This window comes from Arsukibacterium tuosuense, assembly GCF_900215315.1.
In the GTDB taxonomy this organism is placed as follows: Bacteria; Pseudomonadota; Gammaproteobacteria; order Enterobacterales; family Alteromonadaceae; genus Alishewanella; species Alishewanella tuosuense.
In genome coordinates this window covers 134,774-157,640 of sequence record NZ_OBEB01000005.1, presented here as the reverse complement: position 1 = coordinate 157,640, position 22,867 = coordinate 134,774, and the positions used below count along the sequence as shown (strand labels likewise).

23 protein-coding genes are annotated in these 22,867 nt (G+C 49.5%); 9 read left to right on the top strand and 14 right to left on the bottom strand.

The window, feature by feature from the left end:
* The first annotated feature begins 10 nt into the window (after positions 1-10).
* The 6 genes from rbfA to CRO03_RS11585 all read left to right on the top strand — a co-directional run bounded on the left by rbfA (position 11) and on the right by CRO03_RS11585 (position 6,159).
* On the top strand, positions 11-427 hold the full coding sequence (gene rbfA, locus CRO03_RS11610; RefSeq protein ID WP_097111798.1) for a 30S ribosome-binding factor RbfA: 417 nt from the start codon (positions 11-13) through the stop codon (positions 425-427).
* Positions 427-1,380 (top strand): tRNA pseudouridine(55) synthase TruB, encoded by a 954-nt coding sequence (gene truB / locus CRO03_RS11605; protein WP_097111797.1) that lies wholly within the window; start codon positions 427-429, stop codon positions 1,378-1,380. Before rbfA ends, truB begins: the two co-directional genes overlap by 1 nt.
* Positions 1,381-1,479: 99 nt before the next feature.
* Positions 1,480-1,749, top strand: a complete 270-nt coding sequence (gene rpsO / locus CRO03_RS11600) for a 30S ribosomal protein S15 (protein ID WP_097111796.1) — start codon at positions 1,480-1,482, stop codon at positions 1,747-1,749.
* Positions 1,750-1,936: 187 nt separating this feature from the next.
* Positions 1,937-4,066 carry a polyribonucleotide nucleotidyltransferase gene (pnp, locus tag CRO03_RS11595; protein ID WP_097111795.1) on the top strand — a complete coding sequence of 710 codons (2,130 nt, stop codon included), beginning with the start codon at positions 1,937-1,939 and terminating at the stop codon, positions 4,064-4,066.
* Entirely contained in the window at positions 4,047-4,964 is a 918-nt protein-coding gene (gene nlpI, locus CRO03_RS11590; RefSeq protein ID WP_245861627.1) for a lipoprotein NlpI, read from the top strand. Before pnp ends, nlpI begins: the two co-directional genes overlap by 20 nt.
* Positions 4,951-6,159 (top strand): hypothetical protein, encoded by a 1,209-nt coding sequence (locus CRO03_RS11585; protein WP_097111793.1) that lies wholly within the window; start codon positions 4,951-4,953, stop codon positions 6,157-6,159. The genes nlpI and CRO03_RS11585 overlap by 14 nt, the downstream gene beginning before the upstream one ends.
* 16 nt (positions 6,160-6,175) lie before the next feature.
* On the opposite strand, the gene CRO03_RS11580 is transcribed toward CRO03_RS11585, so the two are convergent.
* From CRO03_RS11580 to leuS, 14 genes are all read right to left on the bottom strand, one after another.
* Positions 6,176-6,541, bottom strand: a complete 366-nt coding sequence (locus CRO03_RS11580) for a PilZ domain-containing protein (RefSeq protein ID WP_097111792.1) — start codon at positions 6,539-6,541, stop codon at positions 6,176-6,178.
* 126 nt (positions 6,542-6,667) lie between these two features.
* Positions 6,668-7,633 (bottom strand): lipoyl synthase, encoded by a 966-nt coding sequence (gene lipA / locus CRO03_RS11575; protein WP_097111791.1) that lies wholly within the window; start codon positions 7,631-7,633, stop codon positions 6,668-6,670.
* Positions 7,626-8,288: a lipoyl(octanoyl) transferase LipB gene (gene lipB, locus CRO03_RS11570; RefSeq protein WP_097111790.1), complete on the bottom strand. Its 663-nt coding sequence runs from the start codon at positions 8,286-8,288 to the stop codon at positions 7,626-7,628. The genes lipA and lipB overlap by 8 nt, the downstream gene beginning before the upstream one ends.
* Positions 8,289-8,353: 65 nt before the next feature.
* Positions 8,354-8,635, bottom strand: coding sequence for a DUF493 family protein YbeD (gene ybeD, locus CRO03_RS11565; protein ID WP_097111789.1), 282 nt, complete (start codon positions 8,633-8,635; stop codon positions 8,354-8,356).
* A gap of 147 nt (positions 8,636-8,782) precedes the next feature.
* Positions 8,783-9,946, bottom strand: a complete 1,164-nt coding sequence (locus CRO03_RS11560) for a serine hydrolase (protein ID WP_097111978.1) — start codon at positions 9,944-9,946, stop codon at positions 8,783-8,785.
* A 76-nt stretch (positions 9,947-10,022) separates the two neighbouring features.
* A complete protein-coding gene (locus CRO03_RS11555; protein ID WP_097111788.1) occupies positions 10,023-10,832 on the bottom strand; it encodes a septal ring lytic transglycosylase RlpA family protein in 810 nt (269 codons plus the stop codon).
* Complete coding sequence (gene rodA / locus CRO03_RS11550; protein ID WP_097111787.1) at positions 10,825-11,946, bottom strand: rod shape-determining protein RodA; 1,122 nt, start codon at positions 11,944-11,946, stop codon at positions 10,825-10,827. The genes CRO03_RS11555 and rodA overlap by 8 nt, the downstream gene beginning before the upstream one ends.
* Positions 11,939-13,807 carry a penicillin-binding protein 2 gene (mrdA, locus tag CRO03_RS11545; RefSeq protein WP_170949003.1) on the bottom strand — a complete coding sequence of 623 codons (1,869 nt, stop codon included), beginning with the start codon at positions 13,805-13,807 and terminating at the stop codon, positions 11,939-11,941. Before mrdA ends, rodA begins: the two co-directional genes overlap by 8 nt.
* Positions 13,808-13,809: 2 nt before the next feature.
* Entirely contained in the window at positions 13,810-14,280 is a 471-nt protein-coding gene (gene rlmH / locus CRO03_RS11540) for a 23S rRNA (pseudouridine(1915)-N(3))-methyltransferase RlmH (protein WP_097111786.1), read from the bottom strand.
* Between the two features lie 6 nt (positions 14,281-14,286).
* Entirely contained in the window at positions 14,287-14,607 is a 321-nt protein-coding gene (gene rsfS / locus CRO03_RS11535; RefSeq protein ID WP_097111785.1) for a ribosome silencing factor, read from the bottom strand.
* 63 nt (positions 14,608-14,670) lie between these two features.
* Positions 14,671-15,324, bottom strand: coding sequence for a nicotinate-nucleotide adenylyltransferase (gene nadD, locus CRO03_RS11530; RefSeq protein WP_245861625.1), 654 nt, complete (start codon positions 15,322-15,324; stop codon positions 14,671-14,673).
* On the bottom strand, positions 15,314-16,357 hold the full coding sequence (gene holA / locus CRO03_RS11525; RefSeq protein ID WP_097111784.1) for a DNA polymerase III subunit delta: 1,044 nt from the start codon (positions 16,355-16,357) through the stop codon (positions 15,314-15,316). The genes nadD and holA overlap by 11 nt, the downstream gene beginning before the upstream one ends.
* On the bottom strand, positions 16,357-16,830 hold the full coding sequence (locus CRO03_RS11520) for an LPS-assembly lipoprotein LptE (protein WP_170949002.1): 474 nt from the start codon (positions 16,828-16,830) through the stop codon (positions 16,357-16,359). The genes holA and CRO03_RS11520 overlap by 1 nt, the downstream gene beginning before the upstream one ends.
* A gap of 1 nt (position 16,831) precedes the next feature.
* Complete coding sequence (leuS, locus tag CRO03_RS11515) at positions 16,832-19,417, bottom strand: leucine--tRNA ligase (protein ID WP_097111782.1); 2,586 nt, start codon at positions 19,415-19,417, stop codon at positions 16,832-16,834.
* A gap of 132 nt (positions 19,418-19,549) precedes the next feature.
* Here leuS and CRO03_RS11510 point away from each other — a divergent pair, with 132 nt between their 5' ends.
* The 3 genes from CRO03_RS11510 (at position 19,550) to CRO03_RS11500 (ending at position 22,774) form a co-directional block, all read left to right on the top strand.
* Positions 19,550-20,044 (top strand): zinc ribbon-containing protein, encoded by a 495-nt coding sequence (locus CRO03_RS11510; protein WP_097111781.1) that lies wholly within the window; start codon positions 19,550-19,552, stop codon positions 20,042-20,044.
* A gap of 328 nt (positions 20,045-20,372) precedes the next feature.
* The gene (locus CRO03_RS11505; RefSeq protein ID WP_097111780.1) at positions 20,373-21,857 is read left to right on the top strand and encodes a SulP family inorganic anion transporter; all 1,485 of its coding nucleotides are present in this window, start codon (positions 20,373-20,375) and stop codon (positions 21,855-21,857) included.
* A gap of 62 nt (positions 21,858-21,919) precedes the next feature.
* On the top strand, positions 21,920-22,774 hold the full coding sequence (locus CRO03_RS11500; protein WP_097111779.1) for a universal stress protein: 855 nt from the start codon (positions 21,920-21,922) through the stop codon (positions 22,772-22,774).
* Positions 22,775-22,867: the final 93 nt, after the last annotated feature.

Here is a 22,867-nt window from a genome sequence, read left to right as displayed (position 1 = left end):
TTAGACAATTATGGCAAAAGAATTCTCCCGCGTTGACCGGTTGTCACAACACATTAAAAAAGAGATGGCGGTTATTCTGCAGCGCGAAATTAAAGATCCTCGCCTGCATTCAATGATCACCGTGTCTGATGTCGAAGTATCACGTGACCTGTCCCATGCTAAGGTGTTTGTAACTTTTTTAGGTATGGATGACAGCAAGGTTGAAGATAACCTTAAAATCCTCAATGACGCCGCGGGCTATGTGCGTAGTTTAATTGGCAAGCGTATTCAGACCAGGATAGTGCCGCATATCCGCTTTGCCTTTGATCAGTCGTTGAACGAAGGTATCCGGATGGCGAGTTTAGTGGCTTCAGTGCGCCAGGAAGATGAACGCAAGCGTAAAGACGCGGGCCTTGAACCTACTGACAGCGACGGAGCCGATGAGTAATGGCGCGAAAAAATGCCAGAGCAGTAAATGGCATTCTGTTACTGGATAAACCGCTTGAAGTAAGCAGCAATGGTATTTTACAGCGGGTCCGCTGGTTGTATCAGGCACAGAAAGCCGGTCATACCGGTGCACTGGATCCTCTGGCCTCAGGTTTACTGCCTGTTTGCTTTGGTGAAGCGACCAAATTCAGTCAGTTTTTACTCGATACTGATAAAACCTATCTGGTAACGGCTTGTTTTGGTATTCGTACCAGCACCAGCGACTCAGAAGGCGAGGTGATCAGTCAGCGGCCAGTTAGCTTTACTGATGCCGGGTTAGAGCAAGCATTAAAGTCGTTACGTGGTGATATTTTGCAAGTGCCGACCATGTTCTCGGCGTTAAAACACCAGGGCCAGCCACTGTATAAATATGCGCGACAGGGCATCACTATTGAACGTGAGGCGCGGCCAATCAGTATTTTCCGCTTTGAGCTGTTAAATCGTGCTGGCAACTTTGCTGATTTTATCGTGCATTGCTCGAAAGGGACTTATATCCGTACTTTGATTGATGACTTAGGTGAGTTGCTGGGTTGTGGCGGCCATGTCAGTAAGTTACACCGCACTCAAGTCGGGCCTTTTACTGCTGAGCAGATGGTATCACCAACGCAATTAGATGCATTGGCTGAGCAGTGCCATGGCTCAGCAGACTTTAGTGCGCTGGATGCACTGTTGCTGCCTTTGGATGCGGGTATTGTTACTATGCCCGCGTTGCAGCTAAGCACTGAGCAGCAGCATCAGCTGCAACATGGCCAGAACTGCAGTGTCGTTATGACAGATACTGATGCTATCAGGTTATTGGGGCCTGGCGATGTGTTTATCGGTATTGGCCGGGTGCAGCAGGGCGTGCTGAGCTCGCGCCGCTTACTCAACACCAGTGCCCTACAAAAGCCTGCTGCAGAGATAAACGCCTTGTAAAAAGGCGGCAAAGTGCTATTATACGCCGGATTTTCTGGGGTCTGCTGGATGAGTGATCGGCGATTTCCTTATTTTAGTTCACTCACATTGGAGTTAAATATGTCATTAAGTGCTGCTGATAAAGCAAAAATTGTTGCTGACTACGCTGTTAAAGAAGGCGATACCGGTTCACCAGAAGTACAGGTTGCCCTGTTAACTGCGTCAATCACTCACCTGCAAGGCCACTTTGCCGAGCACAAGCACGATTTCCACTCTCGTCGTGGTTTGTTACGGATGGTTAGCCAGCGTCGTAAGCTGTTAGATTACTTAAAAGGCAAAGATCAGAGCCGTTATACTACTCTGATTGGTCGTTTAGGTTTGCGTCGTTAATCGCTAAGCGATAACGCAGTAGAAAAGAGGCTTTCGGGCCTCTTTTTTTATGTTTTTTTTCAGGAATTATTTTCAGCGCTATTTTTACTGAACTATCTTTTGTAACAGGTTACAGAGTATACTGTGCAGGTAGAAAACACAGAGAAAAACATCGCAATTCGGCGATTAAGATAAAGGAAATACACACGTGACTCCCATCGTAAAATCATTTCAGTTTGGCCAACATACTTTTACTTTAGAAACCGGCGTAATTGCCCGTCAGGCGGATGCCGCAGTGCTGGCCAGCCTGGGAGATACCTCCGTTTTAGTAACAGTAGTTGGTAAAAAAGAACCTAAACCTGGTCAGGATTTCTTTCCGTTAACTGTTAACTACCAGGAAAAAATGTATGCAGCTGGCCGGATCCCGGGTGGCTTTTTTAAACGTGAAGGCCGGCCAAGTGAAGGTGAGACCTTAATTTGTCGTTTAATCGACCGTCCTATCCGTCCGTTATTCCCGGAAGGCTTTACCAATGAAGTTCAGGTTATTGCTACTGTCGTTTCAGTACAGCCAGAAATTCAACCAGACATTGTTGCCTTAATTGGTACTTCAGCGGCGTTAGCTTTATCAGGTATTCCGTTCGCTGGCCCTATCGGCGCAGCACGTGTGGGTTATGTTAATAACCAGTATGTATTAAACCCATCAGAAGAAGAGCTGAAAAGCTCGAAACTGGACTTAGTGGTTGCTGGTACCCATAACGCGGTATTAATGGTCGAATCTGAAGCCAACATTTTATCAGAAGATGTAATGTTAGGCGCAGTAATGTATGGCCATGAGCAAATGCAAACCGCCATCAATGCTATTAATGAGTTAGCGGCTGAAGGTGCTAAGCCATCGTGGAACTGGCAGGCACCTGCTAAGAACCTGCCGTTAATAGCTAAAGTAGCTGAACTGGCTACTGCTGATATCGGTGCAGCTTATCAGATCACTGAAAAAGCTAAACGTTATGAGCGGATCGCGGAAATCAAAACCGCCCTGCACGCCAAGTTGACGGCAGAGCTGGCTGAAGGCGAAGAGCTGGATAAAAACGAGTTTGGTGATATTTTCCATGACCTGGAAAGTAAAGTGGTGCGAAGCCGTATTACCAAAGGCGAGCCGCGTATCGATGGCCGTGACCCGGAAATGATCCGTGGTTTAAGCGTAATGACAGGCGTATTACCCCGTACTCACGGTTCATCACTGTTTACCCGTGGTGAGACTCAGGCGCTTGTTACCTGTACTTTAGGTACCGCCCGTGATGCACAAAATATCGATGACTTATTAAGTCAGAAAACCGATACCTTTATGCTGCACTATAACTTCCCTCCGTACTGTGTGGGTGAAACCGGTATGGTTGGCTCGCCGAAGCGCCGCGAAATTGGCCATGGCCGTTTAGCTAAGCGTGGCGTGTTAGCGGTGATGCCAGATTTTGAAGACTTCCCGTATACCGTGCGCATTGTTTCTGAAATTACTGAATCAAATGGTTCAAGCTCAATGGCCTCTGTCTGTGGCTCTTCACTGGCGCTGATGGATGCTGGCGTACCGATTAAAGCCTCAGTGGCTGGTATTGCTATGGGTCTGGTAAAAGAGGGCGACGATTTTGTGGTGTTGTCAGATATTTTAGGTGATGAAGACCACTTAGGCGATATGGACTTTAAAGTAGCCGGTACTACGGAAGGTATTACTGCGCTGCAAATGGACATTAAAATCGACGGCATTACCCAGGAAATTATGCAAACTGCGTTAAAACAGGCAAAAGCTGCCCGTTTGCATATTCTGAACGTGATGGATCAGGCAATTAGCGGTCACCGTGAAGAAATGTCTGAATACGCACCACGTATTTACACCATGAAAATTAACCCGGAAAAAATCCGCGAGGTTATCGGTAAAGGTGGCGCGGTTATTCGCCAGATCACTGAAGAGTCCGGTACCACTATTGAACTGGAAGATGATGGCAGCATTAAAATTGCTGCGACCACCGCGAAAGCGGCGCAAATTGCCATTGATAAAATCAATGCCATTACTGCTGATATTGAAGTGGGTGCTATCTATCAGGGCGAAGTGGTGCGGATTGTTGACTTCGGTGCTTTTGTTAACGTATTGCCAGGTAAAGACGGCTTAGTGCATATCTCGCAAATCTCTGATGAGCGGGTAAGCAATGTCTCTGAACACTTACAGTTAGGCCAGAAAGTGGCTGTTAAGGTACTGGAAGTGGACAAGCAGGGTCGGGTACGGTTAAGTATTAAGGAAGCAAATACTAAACCAGCCGAAGCCGCTGCCAATGCAGAGCAAGACGCGTAATATGTTCAGCGTTAAATCTGGTGTGGTGGCGCTGATCCTGGCGCTGCTTACCTTAAGCGGTTGTGCTACAACGCAACCGTCATCGTCTGCGGCCTGGCTTACGCCAGAGCCGTTGGCGGTACCTTATCGTACCGAGCTGGCTATTGCCCGCTTAACCGAAATTTTGCAACGTGCTGAGTTGACTGAAGAGCAGTCGGCACGTTTATATTATGACCGCGGCGTTATGTACGACAGTGCAGGCTTGCGCTCGTTAGCGAGACTCGACTTTATGCGGGCCTTGCGGCTGAAGCCGGATATGGCCGACGCTTACAATTTTGTCGGTATTCATTACACCCTTAGCGGTAATTTTGATCAGGCCTATGAAGCCTTTGACTCAGCGCTGGAACTGGCACCTGATTACGAATATGCATACTTAAATCGTGGTATTGCTTTATATTACGCAGGCCGCGCCGACTTAGCTGTGCCAGATTTTGAGCGGTTTTTGCAATTACGACCTGCCGATCCTTACCGGGTTGTCTGGTTGTATCTGGCCGAATCTGATTTATCTGCAGCCGCTGCAAATGAACGGTTAGCGGAAAATCTTACCCAATTAGCTGCTGATGACTGGGCCACCAATATTCCTCAGTTTTACCATGGTGATATCTCAGAGCAACAACTGTTGAATTCTATTCTCAACGATTTAAGTGGACCGCGGGTACTGGCCGAGCGTTTATGCGAAGTGTATTTTTATCTGGCTAAATGGCACGAAGCCAAGCGACGGCCTGAGCAGGCTATTGAATACTATAAAAAAGTGCTGGCGACGAATGTTTATGAGTTTGTTGAGCACCGGTATGCACGGCTGGAAATGGCCAGACTAAGGGGAGAAGCGCTCTCAGGTGAAACTGATGAGTTCCACTAAGTCTCAGTACCGCATGTTATTAAAAAGCCAGCTTGCTGGCTTTTTTGCATTATTACTGGTGGGCTGTTCGCCACAAAAAGAGCCCGTCAGCCAGCAGCAGTTAATGGAGCAAGCAGCGACCAAACCGCAAGCGGCAATGAAATTGGCTAAGCAGCGTCTGGCCGATAGCGAGCTTAATGAAGCGTTAAACTGGTTCCGGCAGGCGGCACGGCTTGGAGACAGCGAGGGTTTAAATCATGCGCTTGAGCTACAGCAGCGGTTGGAAGGACGATTAGCCACGGCGAAGTGGCTGCAGCAAGTGTTCGAAAGTGATCAGTTACCTGCTTCTGCCATTAGTCGCTCGCAACGGGCGACACTGGGCTTGTGGCAATCAGCACCCGCAACGGTACCTGATAGTGGCTATCAGGCTGCTGCCGGCTGCAATCTCACAGTACAACCTATAGTCAGCCAGCAAGCAGGCATTGTACGTTGGCAACATTTAAAGTCTGCCTGGGCAACAGATCCGCTTCTTAGCAGTCTGCCAGTGTGTTTTAATGAGCTGCTTAAAGTAAATGCGACTGAACTGAGTTGCTCTGAACACGCGGCAGAGCGGATCAGCTGCAATTATGGCTCGTTAACCGAGCAGGTATTAGCGGGGGAGTTTAGCCAGCTACTGATTATTGCCGGCCAGGGCCTGGCCAGCTACAACAATGGCATAGTGCAACTACCTGATACGGCCAGCCTCGCTTTATTGCAGCATGAATTTATGCATGTACTCGGCTTTATTGATGAGTACCCGCTAAGCCACATAGCCGCAGAAAAACTGTGCCATCCCGGCAGCTTTGCCACCAATTTGTTATTTGACAGTACCCCCGCAACCGTTGCCGCCTGGCGCCAGCAATGGCTGCCAGAGACCGAAGCAGCCAGCGACAAAGTAAAACTTGCAGCGGTTGAGACCTGTCAGGCAGCCGGGCAGCAAGCTTACCGGGTGGTGGCAACGATTAATCCGATGGAGTCATATCAGACCGCAATGCCGGAATTATATCAGCAGCTGATGGTCAGGGCGTTAAACAGCCCAGAGAACATAATGCCGGTGCAGTACTATTTCGCCTACTTAGCCCGGCAGCAGCAAGCCTGGCAGCAATGGCATGCTCTGATGCAACTCGCTGCAGGCCATGGCTATGGTGACGCAGTTAACGCGCTGCAGCACCTTTAAAGCCATTTCAGCGCGCTCAGGCCTGGTCGTCGACCGATAATTCAGAAAGCTCACGACTTAGTAATTGGCTGTCACCTAAATTAAGCTCAATTAAGCGTTTTAAATGGCCGGCGCTTTCCAGATCAATTTTATCGCAGTGCAAACCAACTACGTCATTGTGCTGATGGGCAACACTAACCTGCATACTGAAGTCGAGCGGGTAATCACTTAAATGCACCCGCAACACCAAAGGCCCCGGCACATCTGGTTTCCAACCCACAGGTACGCTAATTAACGCGCCCTTTAATGATATATCGAGTACCTCAGTGGGGTAACTCTGCGCTGCAGTCTCAAGATGAGCTTTCCCCTGAAAATTGACCCGGCTAAAACGTCGCTGCTCCATAGATCCCCCCAATTATCACTGCAGCAAGTGTAGCTGTTTTGCTGATAAATAGCATAACAAGGCTATGGCCTGTAACCAATAAAAAAGGCTGCAAAAGCAGCCTCAAAAGTAAGTTGGCATTACCTGTTAACTGACTTCTTCGCCGGCAGCCTGACGATCGGCATGATAGGACGAGCGGACGAAGGGGCCGCATGCAGCGTGTTTAAAGCCGATGTTGTTGGCAAAATGTTTAATTTCATCAAACTCGCTCGGTGGCATATAGCGCTTCACCGGTAAGTGGTGCTTGCTGGGTTGCAGATACTGGCCTACCGTCAGCATATCCACATCGTGCTCGCGCAAGTCTTGCAGAACCTGCAGCAGCTCTTCGGTAGTTTCACCCAGGCCGACCATCAAACCTGATTTGGTAGATACTTCAGGGTGAGCTTGTTTAAAGCGTTTCAGCAGTTGCAATGACCATTTATAATCAGCGCCAGGCCGGGCCAGTTTATACAAACGGGGCGCGGTTTCCAGGTTGTGGTTAAACACATCTGGCGGGCTTTTGCTTAAAATTTCCAGCGCTACATCCATCCGGCCGCGGAAATCAGGCACCAGCACTTCAATTTTAATATCCGGGCTGTACTTACGAATGGCTGTGATGCAATCGGCAAAGTGCTGGGCACCACCGTCCCGTAAGTCGTCACGGTCAACTGAGGTAATAACAACATACTTCAATTTCATATCGCGAATGGTTAACGCCAGATTCTCCGGCTCTTCTGCGCTCGGTGGCAACGGCCGGCCATGGGCTACGTCACAGAACGGGCAACGCCGGGTACAAATAGCGCCCAGGATCATAAAGGTTGCAGTACCGTGATTAAAACACTCCGGCAGGTTAGGGCAGGCCGCCTCTTCACAAACCGAGTGCAGACCGTGCTTGCGCATTGCGCCTTTAATCTGATCAATCCGCTCTGTGGTTTTTGGTAGTTTAATCTTCAACCAGGACGGTTTTCGCAGCATTTCTTCAGGTTCAGTGGGCAATACCTTTACCGGAATTAACGCCATTTTATCAGCGTCACGTAATTTAACACCTGGTTCCATACGCGCTGTCTTAGTCATTTTGCCACTCTAACCCTGTTTTAAAACTCAGTTCTGATACGGCCAGAAGCCGCTTAAAGATGTTGCTGATCTCGGTTTTGGCCTGACTTATTGTCAGCGGGCCACCGTAATCTTTACTTTGAATCATTTGCATGCCTGCATAGCCGCAGGGATTAATCCGCTCAAACGGACTGAGATCCATATCGACGTTCAGTGCCAGACCATGAAAAGTACAGCCTTTACGCACCCTTAAGCCCAGCGATGCTATTTTTTTACCGTCAATATATACACCTGGCGCATCTGGCCGGGCGTTGGCAGTAGTGCCATGTTGGGCCAGTAGTTCAATTAGTACCTGCTCAAGTAAAGTAACCAGCTGGCGTACGCCCAACTTACGCCGCTTAATATCCAGCAGCACATAAACCACCAGTTGGCCGGGACCATGGTAGGTAACCTGGCCACCGCGATCTACCTTTACCACCGGGATATCACCGGGCAATAATACATGTTCGGCTTTGCCGGCCTGGCCCTGAGTAAATACCGCCGGATGCTCCAGCAGCCATAATTCGTCGGCTGTGTGCTCATTACGTTGGTCGGTGAAACGCTGCATAGCATGCCAGACCTCGGTATAGTCCTGGCTGCCTAAATCACGGATCACAAGTTGCTGGCTGAGACTCACGGCTTACTCCGCTGAAAAACTGGCTGCATTATAGCGATTTGTGCTGCTAATGCGAGTTCAGCTCATTAAAGTACGTAGCGTACCAATTCAATTTTGCCAAGCTCTGTATACAGTAATTCAATATGGTCTTTACTGGTCACTGTCACTTTGACCGAAACTGAATGGTAATTGCCTTTCGCACTTGGCTTCACACTGGGGCTATAGTCTGTGGCGTCGGTGTGGCGGCAAATTACGCTCATTACTTCATCTACCAGCTTGGGCTCGGCCAGGCCCAGCACTTTAAAATTAAACTGACAGGGAAACTCCAGGTACTGGTCAAATTTGGTGTCTTTTACTTCATTAGCCATTTGCTTACTCTCATTGAGGCTATTGCCGCTTTTAACGGGCGCCTACTTCAACAGGCGCTTATTTTACATGGTGCTCTTTTAAAAGGTGCATAGTGTAACAAAAAATCCCGGCAGTTGCCGGGACTTGTCAGTTTGACGGTAACCGGTTTAGTTAAACTGCATTTTAACGTAATCAATCATCCGGCTGAAAAAACCGCCACGCCCTACATCCTCTAACGCAACCAATGGATACTCAGCAATATCTTCGCCTTCCAGCTTTAAGTAGATAGTGCCAACAACCTGCCCCTGGTTAATGGGGGCAATCAGTTGCTGATCCAAGCTGACATCTGCTTTCAAATTACGGCGCTGACCGCGGGCAATGGTTATCGGTGTGCTTTGCAGCAAGCCCAGTTTAATTTGCTCTTTGTCACCTTGCCATACTCTCTGCTCGGCGAATTGCTCACCGCTTTGATACGGTGAAAAGGTTTCAAAAAACCGAAAGCCATAACTCAGTAATTTTTTGTTTTCATTCGCACGGCTGCGTTCACTATCCGTGCCCATGACAACTGACACCAGACGCATGCCATCACGGGTGGCAGAGGTAATTAAACTGTATCCTGCTTCACTGGTATGGCCGGTCTTGATGCCGTCAACTTCCAGACTGCGATCCCACAACAAAGAATTACGGTTGTACTGACGGATGTTGTTATAAGTAAACTCTTTTTCAGCATAAAGTGCGTATTCTTCCGGGACGTCTTTAATCAGTGCTACTGCCAGCTTCGCCATATCGCGGGGGGTGGTATATTGCTCTGCAGCGGGTAAACCATGGCTGGTGCTAAAACGAGTGCTGTGCATTCCCAGACGTTCAGCGTGGGCATTCATCAAGTCGACAAAGGCGCTCTCACTGCCGGCAATATGCTCGGCCATTGCCACACAGGCATCGTTGCCTGACTGGATAATAATACCTTTGTTTAAATCGGCAACGGTTACCTGAGTGCCAACTTCAATAAACATCAGGGACGAACCGGGGAAGTTTTTGGCCCAGGCTTTTTCGCTGATTGTGACCTTATCATCCAGGCTGATATTGCCGTTTTTCAGCTCGGTACCGATAACGTAGCTGGTCATCATTTTAGTCAGGCTGGCGGGTGCCAGTGACATATCGGCGTTTTCTTCAGACAAAACTTTGCCTGTATCATAATCAATTAAAATATGGCCTTTGGCGCTGACAGCTGGTGCCTGAGGAATGACAACCTGTGCCTGGGCGAAATTGGCGAAACAAAAACTACTGATGGCAACAATGCCGGAAGTGACGATACGTCGATAACTATTCATGAGACCCGTTCTTTTATTATTGAAAATAGCGAAAGTAAAATTTAACTGCATTCTTTGTTTTAACTGCACTCATTATTTAAGTGCACCTGGCGCTGTCAAAAAAATAGGCGCCAGGGAACTGATTCGCTTTTAACTTAGCTAACCAATTCCGGGCTTGCCACTTATCTTTAGTCGGACCTACAAGCAGCCGGAAAATTCCATCCGCCGCCTGAATTTGAGTTGGCACAGCTAATTTTTGTGCAACCTCAGCGCTTAACTGGTTTAGTTTACCATTATCCGTACTGGCAAAGATCTGAATATAACATTGTTGCTCGGTACTGGCTAAATCCTGAGCCAGCATGGCTGGAGATTTTATAAGTTCGAGCTGAACTCTGGCTGTACCTCGTTGCAACATGCCTATTTTACTGGCCGCAGAGTAAGATAGGTCTATAATCCGGTCGCGGTGAAACGGGCCGCGATCATTTACCCGCACAATTGCACTCTGGCCATTTTCCAGATTAGTGACTTTAACGTAGGAAGGCAATGGCAAGGTTTTATGGGCTGCAGTCATGGCAAACATATTGTAAGTTTCGCCATTTGAGGTGAGATGACCGTGAAACTTATTGCCATACCAGGACGCAATTCCGCTTTCTTTAAAGACTGTAATATTGGCTACGGGTGAATAGTGCTGACCAAACACCTGATAGGGCCGGTTGCCACCACGACTAAGTGGTTCAGCCTTGGGCGCAGGGTCTGTCATTTCCAGCAGAGTTGGTAAACGCGCTGGTTTACTGTCCTGTTGTTGCTGATAACGGCCGGCATTAGGTGAAACGGGTTGCGATGGTGAGCTGCACCCTGCCAACAACAAGGTAGCTGACACTATGACACCACAGTAATGTCTAAACATTTGCTAACATCCGTTTATGGGTACTAACCGACATTAACACACCAAAGGCAGCCATCAGGGTAACCATAGAAGTACCGCCATAACTGACCAGTGGTAGTGGCACGCCAACCACCGGCAATAATCCGGAAACCATACCAATATTGATAAAAACATAGACAAAAAACGTCAGGGTGAAGCTTGCTGCCACCAGTTTACTGAAATTGTCCTGCGCCCTGCTGGCAATGATCAAACCCCGGCCAATGATAAACAAATAAATCGCCAACAAAAAAATTACCCCAATCAGGCCAAACTCTTCACTTAGCACTGAAAAAATAAAGTCAGTGTGTCGTTCGGGTAAAAACTCCAGTTGTGACTGAGTTCCCTGTAACCAGCCTTTGCCATCAACGCCACCAGAGCCGATGGCAATTTTGGATTGAATGATATGATAACCCGATCCCAATGGATCTGTCTCCGGGTTAACAAAGGTCAGCACCCGTTGCCGTTGATAATCGTGCATTAAAAAAAACCACATTACCGGCGCAAAAGCCGATACCAGCACCACGATAAAGCTTATCAGCCGCCAACTCATGCCCGCCATAAACAACACAAATAAACCCGACATCGCTATCAGCAAAGACGTGCCTAAATCAGGCTGCTTGGCAATTAACAACGTTGGAATGGCACACATTAGAAAGCCGATAAATAAGTGCCACAAGCGAGGGGGCAGATTATGCGAAGCAATAAACCAGGCAACTGCCATTGGTACCGCCAATTTCATAATTTCTGACGGTTGAAACTTCATAAAGCCTAAATCAAGCCAGCGCTGGGCGCCTTTGCCGACATAACCAAATAACAGGACCGCAATCAGCATCAACAAACCAATACTGAACAGGGCAATCGCCCAGCGCCGGATAGTTTGCGGACTGAGCTGGGCCACGCCTACCATTACCGCTAATGCTACGCCCAGCCGGATAACCTGGGCTTTCATCATTGCGTCACTTTGACCGGTAGCACTGTATAAAATCACCAACCCAAATGCCAGCAGCGTCAGCAGGCCAAGCAGCAATGGCAGGTCAATATGAAAAGCGGCAAATCTGCCACTGCGCTGTGCCGGGTCGACCATACTGCTATTCATTGCTATTTACTCCGGCTGAAAAATAGTAATCCAGCAGCTGACGCCCAATAGGCGCGCCAACGCTGCTGCCACCACCGGTATTTTCAACGGCCACTGCAAATACCACAGTCGGGTTGTCTGCCGGTGCATAGCCAATGTACATAGCATTATCACGATGTTGCTCTGCCAGGGCATCGGCATCGTATTTCGCATCCTGTGCAATAGCGACAACCTGAGCGGTGCCGGTTTTGCCGGCGGAACTGTACGGGGTATTTTTAAAAGCATTGTGGGCTGTGCCTTTCAGGGTTGCGACGGTGCGCACCATGGTGTCGGCGACAACCTTCCAGTTCTGCTCGTCTATGACGTTGACAGAGGGGCGGAGCCCCGGGTCTATTAACTCGCTGCTGTCAGCAGAACTAAGCTCTGCTGCCATATGTGGCGTCGGCATCATGCCTTTATTGACGATAACAGCCGTTGATAAAGCCAGCTGAATCGGGGTGGCGGTCCAGAAGCTCTGACCGATACTCAGTGGTACCGTATCACCCGGGTACCAGGGTTGATTAAAGCGGGCGCGCTTCCAGCCGCGGGACGGCATATTGGCGCTGGCTTCTTCATGAATGTCGATGCCGGTACGCTCACCAAAACCAAACTGGCGCATATAATCAGAAATTTTATCGATACCCAGCTTGATGCCCAAGTCGTAAAAGTAAATATCACAGCTTTCAGCTACGGCACTGTATACATCAACCCAGCCATGGCCACCACGTTTCCAGTCACGAAAACGATGGTCACTGTTAGGCAGGGTAAAGTAGCCAGGGTCCCAGACTTTGGTATCCGGTTGCACGGTATCAGTCTCAAGGCCCAATAGTGCCAGATGGGGCTTGATGGTTGAGGCAGGTGGATAGATACCCTGGGTCGCCCGATTGATCAGTGGGCGGTCCGGAGAGTGAAGTAATGCATTGTAATTGCTGCTGCTTATGCCATGGACAAACAGATTCGGGTCGTAACTCGGGTTGGAATAAAATGCCAGCACAGCACCATCGCGTGGGTCCATTGCGACAATCGCCCCACGGTTTTGATTAAGCGTTTGCTGTGCAGTAAGTTGCAGGCCAACATCCAGGCTTAACCGGATATTCTTGCCGGAGCGGGCCGGAACTGAGCGTAACACCCGGATCACCCGGCCGCGGTTATTAACTTCCACTTCCTGAAAACCCATGGTGCCATGCAGCTGTTCTTCATAGTAGCGTTCCAGACCCAGCTTACCAATTTCGCGGCTTGCAGCATAATTGGCCAGCCGGCCTTGTTCGTCCAGCCGGCGCAAGTCATCGGTGTTGATTTTACCAATGTAACCCAGTGCATGGGTAAATAAATCGCCAAAAGGATAGTGCCGGCTTAAGCGGGCTTCCACTGTTACGCCGGGAAAGCGGTGTAAACTTACTGAGATAATTGCGACTTCCCGTTCATCTAACCGCTCTTTTAAGGCGATAGAGTTAAAGCGTCGTTGCTGTCTGACCTGTTGCAGAAAATCCTGTTGTTGCTCTGGAGAAATTTCAATTAACTCAGCCAGTCTGCGCAGCGTAGCGTCGATATCGTCAATTTGTTCGGGTACCAGTTCCAGCGAAAATACCGGCCGGTTTTCTGCCAGTAAAATACCATTTCGATCGCTGATCAAACCGCGGTTGGGGGCCAATGGTAAGACTTTTATCCGGTTACCTTCAGAGCGGATTTGATAATCCTGATGCGAGCGTACCTGCAGGTTATACATGTTAAGCAAAATAACGCTGAACAAGCTGCAGACTACCAGCATTGCAACCACTGCTCTGCTGTTAAACAGACGGGTTTCGGCAGCAATGTCCTGCATGGCAACGCGTTTTTTCAGCATAACTACTCGCGATGATAAGGATGATTAGTACTGATGCTCCAGGCCCGGTACAGTGCTTCTGCCAGCACCACCCGTACCATGGGATGGGGCAGGGTAAGCGCGGACAAAGACCACTTCGCTTCACTGGCAGCAATGCACGCTGGTGACAACCCTTCCGGTCCGCCGATGAGTAAGGCAACATCGCGGCCATCTTGTTGCCATTGCTCCAGCCGCTGCGCCAGTTGCGGGCTGCTCCAGTTGTCGCCGGTTACCTCCAGCGTAACAATCCGGCTGCCTTTACTCACTGCAGCCAGCATTTTTTCACCCTCGAGCTCAAGGATCCGTTTGATATCAGCGTTTTTACCGCGTTTCCCAGCCGGAATTTCTATTAACTCCAGCGGCATGTCGCGGCCGAAGCGTCTGGCATACTCGTTAAAGCCGGCTTGCACCCAATCAGGCATCCTGGTACCCACAGCGATCAGACTAAGCTTCATACCGGATCAGGCACTCCAGAGTTTTTCCAATTGATAAAAGTTGCGGGTTTCATCCAGCATAACGTGGACGACGACCGAATCTAAATCGAGCAGCACCCACTCACCACTGCTTTCACCTTCGATGCCCAGCGGCTGGACACCGGCTTTTTTGCATTCTGCCGCTAAGTAACCCGCGACAGACTTAGCATGGCGGGTAGACGTACCCGAGCAGACCACCATAAATTCAGTTACGCTTGATTTGCCACGGACATCTAAGGTTACGATATCGCGGCCTTTCATATCATCTATTTTGTCTGTGACAAAGGCGACCAGTTCGTTCGTTTGCACCTATTTTCCTCAATACTGACTAAAAGCGGCTATTTTACCACAGTTTTTCCACGGTTATAGCGCTTAGCTCTGATAGAGTCGATGTTGCTGAATATAGTTCAGTACTTGCGGTGCAAGAGCACTGATATTTTGCTGTTTTTCGGCTAGTGCTGCGCGGATAGCCGTTGCGTTGGGCGAAAAATCGGGGTTATTAAGCTCAACAATGCTGCCACAGTCCCGCTGATGCAATACCGAAATAGCTGCACCAAACTCAGCCAGCAGTGCCGGTGCATCTCCATCCTGGCGACTGTAGCCCGGGCGCTGACATACAATCAGGTGGCTGAGACTGAGGATTTGTTGCCAGTTATGCCATTTTTTAAAATAGGCCAATGAATCCATGCCGAGCACAAAGGCCAGGGTACTTGCCGGCATGTTTTTCTTCAGCAACGCCAGACTGTCAGCGGTATAAGAAGGACTGTTGCGGTTCAGTTCCAGAGGCTGTAGCTGCATTTTCGGTTCATCCGCTATCGCCAGTTCGACCATGGTTGCCCGTTGCCGGGCACTGACTCCGGGGCTGGCCCGGTGTGGCGGTATATGACAGGGCATCAGTTGCAACTTATCCAGCGCACATTTCTCCAGCACAAAGCGGCCGCAGGCCAGATGTCCCTGATGGACAGGATCGAAGGTGCCACCTAGAATGCCGATTAAAGGGCCAGGCGAGGGAGAGTTAGTCATCATTGTGTTGTTGCAAACTATAAGTTCGTGGCACCGGCTGGAGAAACAAACAAACCAGGTGGCTGAGTGCAGTGGTGATGTCGGCTAATTTTCCCGCTTTGTACAAACGGTCGAATGCAGCCAATTCCTGCAACAAATAATTCAGATAGCTTAACGATAAACGCTGTAATGCTTGCTGATACAACGGCTGGCGCTTTGGCCAGATAGCCAGTTGTTTATAGGTCTGGCTAAGGGCAATGCCTTGTTGCTGGTCGTGTTGCAGCTGGTGTAATTGCTGAATGTCTCGTTGTAGTTGCCAGACTATGATCGCCGGTTCTAAATCCTGCTGTAACAGCCGCTGTAACCGATGCATAGCCTGCGGGCCCTCGCCGGCCAGAATAGCATCACCCAGCTGGAATACGGTAAAGCTGGAATGATCGGCCAGAAAGTCTGCCAGCACATCAGCATCAATCAGTTGGTCCGGGTGAGTCAATGCCAGCTTTTCCAGCTCCTGGCGGGCAGCCAGCAAATTGCCGGCGCTATGATGTTGCAGCAAGTTAAAGGCGTCAGCCGTCAGCTGCAATTGTAGCTGACGGGCACGCTGTTGCAGCCATTGCCTGCTTTGCCGATCATCCAGCGGATAAATAGCAACCTGCACAGCAAACTGTTGTAGCTGTTTAAACCAGGCCAGTTTACTGACTTCAGCAAAGCCGCGCTGACCATGTAACACCAGCACGATGTCGGGTGACAGCGAACTGGCCAGTTGTTTTAACTGGTCGCTGGCTGTCGGGGGCAGTTTCTGATTGAGCTCCAGCTCGATCAACCGTTTCTCAGCAAACAGTGACATCGCGCCCAGCTCGTTGTGCAGCTGACTCCAGTCAAACTGGTTATCCAGAGTAAAGCTGAGCCGTTCATCATAGCCCTGGCCCTTGGCAGCCAGCCGAATGGCATCAATGGCTTCCAGCTTTTGTAACGGCTCTTCGCCAAAAATCAGGTAACATGCAGCTAACCCCTGCTGAAGCTGGGTAGCCAGCTGGTTAGCATACAGTTTTTGCATCAGTTCAACCGGGCCATTTGCCGGATAATCCGGTTAGCAGCCTGTTGCCGTAACTCACTAAGTAATAAGTCCAGCTCGCGGGCTTTTGCCAGCGCCTGATTCGGATCATCCTGATAATCACGGTACAGCTCAAACTGATTAAAAGCAGGCTCAGCGCCAGGCATAATTAAATAATAGCTGACTTTGTAAATCAGTTCGTACTCGGCGACCTGGCCGCTGGGAAATAACGATAACGTTCGACGCTCCAGCGTGTCGCTGACCAGCTGAATGGTCGGCGCGTCAGCCTGCTTACTGTCCAGTAAGCGCACACTATTCTGACTCAGGCGCTCATTCAGCAGCTCCGCCAGTTCAGAGTGCGCATCACTTTGCACGTAGACTGCCGGAAACTGGCTAAGTGGCAAGTTGCCGCGCAGATGAAAACCACAGCTGCTCAGCGCCAGTGTCAGCACGACTGCTATCGCCATCTTTAACATATCAGCCAACCACCAGGTTCAATAGCTTACCCGGGACGAAAATCACTTTACGCACGGTTACACCGTCCAGATGGCGCTGTACGTTATCGTCCTGTTTAGCCATTTCCAGTACCTGCTGTTCTGTAGCATCGGCACTGACCGTTACTTTCGCCCGTACTTTGCCATTAATTTGCACCACCACCAGTTTTTCGTCTTCTACCATCGCCTGTTCGTCAACGGCCGGCCATGGTGTTTGTTCAATACCCTGGCTCTGGCCCATTTGTTGCCATAAGAACTGGGCTACATGCGGGGTTATCGGATTCAGCAGCTGTAATAATGCCAATACGGCTTCATGCATCACCGCTTTATCCTGAGCGGTTGCCAGGCTGGCACGTTGTAGTTTATTGCTTAGCTCCATAATGGCAGCAATGGCAGTATTAAAGGTGTAACGGCGGCCAATATCATCACTGACTTTGAAAATAGTTTTGTGCAGTTCGCGCCGCAACGTTTTTTGCTCGTTATTTAATGTGTTTATCTGCAGCGGCTCTGCTGCGCCCGCCGCTTTTACGTCTTGTACCAGGGTATAAACCCGTTTAATAAAGCGATGGGCTCCTTCCACGGCAGAGTCTGACCACTCCAGCGTTTGCTCTGGCGGGGCGGTAAACATCATAAACAGCCGCACGGTATCGGCGCCATACTGGTTAATAACCTGCTGCGGGTCGATACCATTGTTTTTCGACTTGGACATTTTGCTCATGCCGGCTGACAGCACAGGCAACCCATCACTTTGCAAAATAGCCTGGGTGATCCGTCCTTTATCATCGCGTTCTACGCTAACATCTTGCGGCGATAACCACTGTTTGCCACCGTTATCGGTTTCGCGGTAAAAAGTTTCAGCCAGCACCATGCCCTGACACAACAGCCGTTTAAAAGGCTCATCGCACTGCACCAGGCCAACATCACGCAGCAATTTATGGAAGAAGCGGGCATACAGCAAATGCAGAATGGCGTGTTCAATTCCGCCGATATACTGATCAACCGGCAGCCAGTAATTGGCTTTGGCCGGGTCCAGCATGGCTTTGTCATAATCCGGGCTGCAATAGCGGGCATAATACCAACTCGACTCCATAAAGGTGTCAAAGGTATCGGTCTCATGAAATGCCGGTGCGCCGTTGTATTCGGTTTTCGCCCAGTTGAGGTCGGCTTTAATCGGCGATGTTACCCCATCCATTACCACATCTTCCGGTAACCGCACCGGTAGTTGATCTTCCGGTACCGGCACGACAGAACCATCTGCCAGGTTCAGCATTGGAATGGGCGTACCCCAATAGCGCTGGCGTGACACACCCCAGTCGCGTAAGCGGTAATTTACCTTTACGTCACCTTTGCCCAGGCTGGCCAGTTTGGCAGCAATAGCGTTAAAGGCTTCCGTAAACGCAAGACCATCAAATTCTGCTGAATTAATCAGGGTGCCCTTTTCGGTGTAGGCGGCCTGGCTTAAGTCGGCCGCATCGCCACTGCTGGCGGCAACAACTTGTTTAATTGTTAAACCGTACTTGCTGGCAAATTCATAGTCGCGCTGGTCATGCCCTGGAACGGCCATCACGGCGCCTGAGCCATAGTCCATCAGGACAAAGTTGGCGACCCAAACCGGCAGTTGCTCTTTGGTTAACGGGTGAACGGCGAAAATGCCGGTGGCGCAACCTTTTTTCTCCATGGTGGCCAGCTCAGCTTCAGCCAGCTTGCCGCCCTTGCAGTCTTCAATAAAAGCCGCCAGCTGCGGATTAGATGCTGCTGCCTGACGTGCCAGCGGATGCTGTGCCGCCACCGCCAGATAGGTAACGCCATACAGGGTATCAGGCCGGGTAGTATAAACTTCAACTTCAGTTTGCTGTCCGGCAATATCAAAACGGATATTGACGCCCTCTGAGCGGCCTATCCAGTTTTTCTGCATAGTACGCACTTGCTCAGGCCATTCAGTCAGCTGCTCTAAATCGGCCAGCAGTTCTTCAGCATAGGCGGTAATTTTAATAAACCACTGCGCCAGCTCGCGCTGCTCGACTACCGCGCCGGAGCGCCAGCCACGGCCATCAATTACCTGCTCGTTAGCCAACACGCATTGGTCTACCGGATCCCAGTTGACGGTGGCCATTTTTTTGTAAACCAGGCCTTTTTCATACAACTTGGTGAAAAACCATTGCTCCCAACGATAATAGTCGGGTTTGCAGGTCGCCACTTCCCGGCTCCAGTCATAGCCAAACCCCAACCGTTTCAGCTGGTTTTTCATATAATCAATATTTTCGTAAGTCCATTTGGCCGGGGCCGTTTTGTGGTTTATAGCGGCATTTTCCGCTGGTAAACCAAAAGCATCCCAGCCCATTGGCTGCATGACATTTTTGCCCTGCATTCGTTGAAAACGGCTGACTACATCGCCAATGGTGTAGTTGCGAACATGACCCATGTGCAAGCGCCCGCTGGGGTAGGGGAACATCGACAGGCAATAAAACTTTTCTTTGCTGGGATCTTCCGTCACCTGAAAGGCGTTAGTTTGCTCCCATTGTTGTTGCAAAGCGGTTTCAATTTGCTGCGGGTCATATTGTTGTTGCATTTACATCATCCACGATAAAGTTCTGGCAGGGCCGGCATGGCCGGAAAAAGTGGCTATAGCATACCGCAGCGCGGTTTTGACAACAATAAGCAAGCGCATTGTCTATACTGGAAAACCTAACAAGGAGACGATATGAGCGATTTTTATAAAAAGTATCAACGTTGGTTGGCCGAATTCAACCGTAATTTGCAGCAAAACCCGGATAACTACGATAACCAGCTAGTTAAGTTTGCAGATACGCTGAAAGCCTATCTTAAAGCGGGGAAAGAGCTGAGCGCCTATGAGACACGCTTATTTGTTGAAACCTTAAAACGCCAGTGGCACGAGCAGGAGCAGCAGGAGACTGAACAGGATATTCCGCCGTCCGAGCAGGCTGCGCCGTCGCTGTGGCCTGAAGCGTTGTGGCAGGAGCTTAGTAACATTACCGATAAAACCCAGCTGGAGTGGCAGGAGCTGACTCAGGATTTTAAACATCAGGGAGTTTATTATCAGGGCGAAATGGTCGGTATGGGTCGCTATCGCTGCAGCAATTGTTATCAGCATATTGATTACACCCATCCGGCTGAGTTACTGCCCTGCAGTAATTGCGACGGCGTGCAGTTTTACCGGGAGGGGTTGCCGGTTTAATTGTCCATCACCACAAAAAATTGCTATCAGGCAAAAGAATGCTAATTTTGATGTTTTATTAGGCTGCAAGCCAGTTTAACGCTGTTTTTACTGGTTTTGCCGCCTTTAAACCCCTATAATACGCGCTTATTTTTTTTACAGTGTACGAATGTTAACCAGCAAGTGTTAACCAACGAGGATGGGCCGGTGTAACTCGCAGAACCCCTGATAAATTGCAAATAAAGTTCAAGGCTCAAAACGAACAATGCAGCCTGGTTAAGGCACTTTAAACGCAGTTTATGCTACGTGTCTGTGCTAAATGTCGGAAAATAACTTGTTGGACATATAAATGATTAATACTCTGAAACAGAACTGGTTCTCCAATATCAGAGGAGATGTTCTGTCCGCTATCGTGGTAGCGCTAGCCCTTATTCCTGAAGCTATTGCTTTCTCTATTATTGCCGGGGTTGACCCTAAAGTTGGCTTGTATGCCTCTTTTGCTATTTGTTTCATTATTGCTTTTGTCGGTGCCCGCCCGGCGATGATCTCTGCCGCTACCGGTGCCATGGCGCTGCTAATGATTACCCTGGTTAAAAACCACGGCTTAGAATATCTGCTGGCAGCGACCTTGTTATGCGGCCTGATCCAGATTGTTTTTGGTATTTTTAAACTCGGTGACTTAATGCGCTTTGTGTCGCGCTCAGTAGTCACCGGCTTTGTTAATGCACTGGCCATCCTGATTTTTATGGCGCAGTTGCCTGAGCTTAGCGGTACTTACGGTACGGTCACCGTATACGGCATGACAGTCCTGGGCCTGGCTATTATTTACCTGTTTCCTTATGTCACCAAAGCCGTGCCATCACCGTTAGTGTGTATCATCGTGCTGACCGGTCTGGCGCTGTATTTCGGGCTGGACATTCGCACCGTGGCCGACATGGGTGAATTGCCGGATAGTTTGCCCATTTTCCTGTGGCCGGACGTGCCGCTGAATTTTGCAACGCTGCAAATTATTTTCCCGTACTCTCTGGCGCTGGCGGTAGTGGGTATTCTTGAATCGTTAATGACGGCAACTATTGTCGATGATTTAACCGATACCAGCAGCAATAAAAACCGTGAATGTGTTGGTCAGGGTGTAGCCAACTTAGGCTCGGGCTTAATTGGTGGTATGGCAGGTTGTGCGATGATTGGTCAGTCAATTATTAATGTCAAATCCGGTGGCCGCACCCGCTTATCTACCTTGTTAGCCGGCATTTTGCTGCTGATTATGGTGGTGTTTTTAGATAAATGGGTAGGGCTGATCCCGATGGCAGCGCTGGTCGCCATTATGATTATGGTGTCCATTGGTACCTTTAGCTGGTCGTCGGTAAAAGACTTACGCAAAAACCCGAAAAGCTCGTCAGTTGTTATGATAATGACGGTTATCGTGGTGGTCGCGACCCATAATCTGGCCTACGGTGTGTTGGTTGGGGTGTTATTAAGTGCACTGTTTTTTGCTAATAAAGTCGGTCAGATTTTGTATATCGGCTCTAAGCTTGTTGCCGATGGCCATCAGCGTGATTATCAAGTGGTGGGGCAGGTATTTTTTACCTCTGCCGAACAATTTATCGGCGCCTTTGATTTTAAAGAAGCGGTCGAGAACGTGACCATCGATTTAAGCCGGGCTCATTTCTGGGATATAACCGCTGTCAGCTCGCTGGATAAAGTGGTGCTGAAATTCCGCCGCGAAGGGACTAAAGTAGAGCTGATTGGTTTAAATGAAGCCAGTGCCACCCTGGTCGATAAGTTTGCTGTACATAATCAGCCTGATGCCGTAGAAAAGTTGATGGGGCATTGATCCTGAATAAGCTAAGTGGCGTGGATCCGGGTTAAATTAAATCAGGCAACAGGAGCATAACGATGACAAAAAAAGTAATGGCGTGTATTGACGCCTCACCCTATGCCGAAGCTGTATGTGATTATGCCGTCTGGGCAGCAAAACGTTTAACTGTGCCAATGGCGGTTATTCACGTACTGGACAAAGCCCAGCATACTCATACGCCGGATTTAAGCGGCAGTATTGGCCTGGGCTCGCAGGAAGTATTGTTACAGCAGTTAGCCGAGCTGGACGAGAAACACGGTAAGCTGGCGATGGAGCGTGGCCGGTTGATGCTGGATGCGGCGAAAAGCCGGGCGGAACAAGCTGGTATTGATGGTGTGGACGAGCGCTTGCGCCACGGCACCCTGGTAGAAACTCTGGTTGAGCTGGAAGAAGAGACCCGCTTACTGGTGCTGGGCAAGCGCGGTTTTAGCAGTGCTGATGCGCATGGCCATATGGGGTTGCATGTAGAGCAGGTGATCCGCAGTCTGCATAAGCCCATTTTATTAACCCAGCAGAGCTATAAAGAGCCACAACGTATTATGCTGGCCTATGATGGCAGTGCAACCGCACTTAAAGGCCTGGAGATGCTGGCAGCCAGCCCGCTGGGCAGAGGATTGCCAGTACATCTGGTGATGGCGGGCGCCAATATTGAGGCGGCTCAGCAGCAAATGGAAACCGCGGCGCAAATTTTACGCAATGCCGGGTTTGAGACCAAAGTGGCTATTGTTGGCGGTGAGCCTGACGAGGTTCTGAATCAGTACCAGCAGGAGCACCATATTGACCTGATGGTGATGGGGGCTTATGGCCATTCCCGGATCCGGCAGTTTATTGTTGGTAGTACTACTACTGCCATGATTAGCAAGGCGAAATGCTCCTTGCTGATACTGCGTTAAACCCGACCCGGCTTTTTGCCGGGTTTTTGTTAACTGCAAACCGCGGTATAGACCATGCGCTAATAGCGCAAAACCAGAACAAATTTATAATAA

What these genes read in the sequence shown, in the direction of transcription:
- truB (WP_097111797.1), top strand. Translation starts at nt 427, where the DNA reads ATGGCGCGAAAAAATGCCAGAGCAGTAAATGGCATTCTGTTACTGGAT.
- CRO03_RS11580 (WP_097111792.1), bottom strand. Translation starts at nt 6,541, where the DNA reads ATGGAGCAGCGACGTTTTAGCCGGGTCAATTTTCAGGGGAAAGCTCAT.
- lipA (WP_097111791.1), bottom strand. Translation starts at nt 7,633, where the DNA reads ATGACTAAGACAGCGCGTATGGAACCAGGTGTTAAATTACGTGACGCT.
- rbfA (WP_097111798.1), top strand. Translation starts at nt 11, where the DNA reads ATGGCAAAAGAATTCTCCCGCGTTGACCGGTTGTCACAACACATTAAA.
- mrdA (WP_170949003.1), bottom strand. Translation starts at nt 13,807, where the DNA reads ATGCTGAAAAAACGCGTTGCCATGCAGGACATTGCTGCCGAAACCCGT.
- rodA (WP_097111787.1), bottom strand. Translation starts at nt 11,946, where the DNA reads ATGAATAGCAGTATGGTCGACCCGGCACAGCGCAGTGGCAGATTTGCC.
- CRO03_RS11500 (WP_097111779.1), top strand. Translation starts at nt 21,920, where the DNA reads ATGACAAAAAAAGTAATGGCGTGTATTGACGCCTCACCCTATGCCGAA.
- nadD (WP_245861625.1), bottom strand. Translation starts at nt 15,324, where the DNA reads ATGATGACTAACTCTCCCTCGCCTGGCCCTTTAATCGGCATTCTAGGT.
- nlpI (WP_245861627.1), top strand. Translation starts at nt 4,047, where the DNA reads ATGCAGAGCAAGACGCGTAATATGTTCAGCGTTAAATCTGGTGTGGTG.
- CRO03_RS11505 (WP_097111780.1), top strand. Translation starts at nt 20,373, where the DNA reads ATGATTAATACTCTGAAACAGAACTGGTTCTCCAATATCAGAGGAGAT.
- rlmH (WP_097111786.1), bottom strand. Translation starts at nt 14,280, where the DNA reads ATGAAGCTTAGTCTGATCGCTGTGGGTACCAGGATGCCTGATTGGGTG.
- CRO03_RS11510 (WP_097111781.1), top strand. Translation starts at nt 19,550, where the DNA reads ATGAGCGATTTTTATAAAAAGTATCAACGTTGGTTGGCCGAATTCAAC.
- leuS (WP_097111782.1), bottom strand. Translation starts at nt 19,417, where the DNA reads ATGCAACAACAATATGACCCGCAGCAAATTGAAACCGCTTTGCAACAA.
- CRO03_RS11560 (WP_097111978.1), bottom strand. Translation starts at nt 9,946, where the DNA reads ATGAATAGTTATCGACGTATCGTCACTTCCGGCATTGTTGCCATCAGT.
- ybeD (WP_097111789.1), bottom strand. Translation starts at nt 8,635, where the DNA reads ATGGCTAATGAAGTAAAAGACACCAAATTTGACCAGTACCTGGAGTTT.
- holA (WP_097111784.1), bottom strand. Translation starts at nt 16,357, where the DNA reads ATGCAAAAACTGTATGCTAACCAGCTGGCTACCCAGCTTCAGCAGGGG.
- CRO03_RS11555 (WP_097111788.1), bottom strand. Translation starts at nt 10,832, where the DNA reads ATGTTTAGACATTACTGTGGTGTCATAGTGTCAGCTACCTTGTTGTTG.
- rpsO (WP_097111796.1), top strand. Translation starts at nt 1,480, where the DNA reads ATGTCATTAAGTGCTGCTGATAAAGCAAAAATTGTTGCTGACTACGCT.
- CRO03_RS11520 (WP_170949002.1), bottom strand. Translation starts at nt 16,830, where the DNA reads ATGTTAAAGATGGCGATAGCAGTCGTGCTGACACTGGCGCTGAGCAGC.
- CRO03_RS11585 (WP_097111793.1), top strand. Translation starts at nt 4,951, where the DNA reads ATGAGTTCCACTAAGTCTCAGTACCGCATGTTATTAAAAAGCCAGCTT.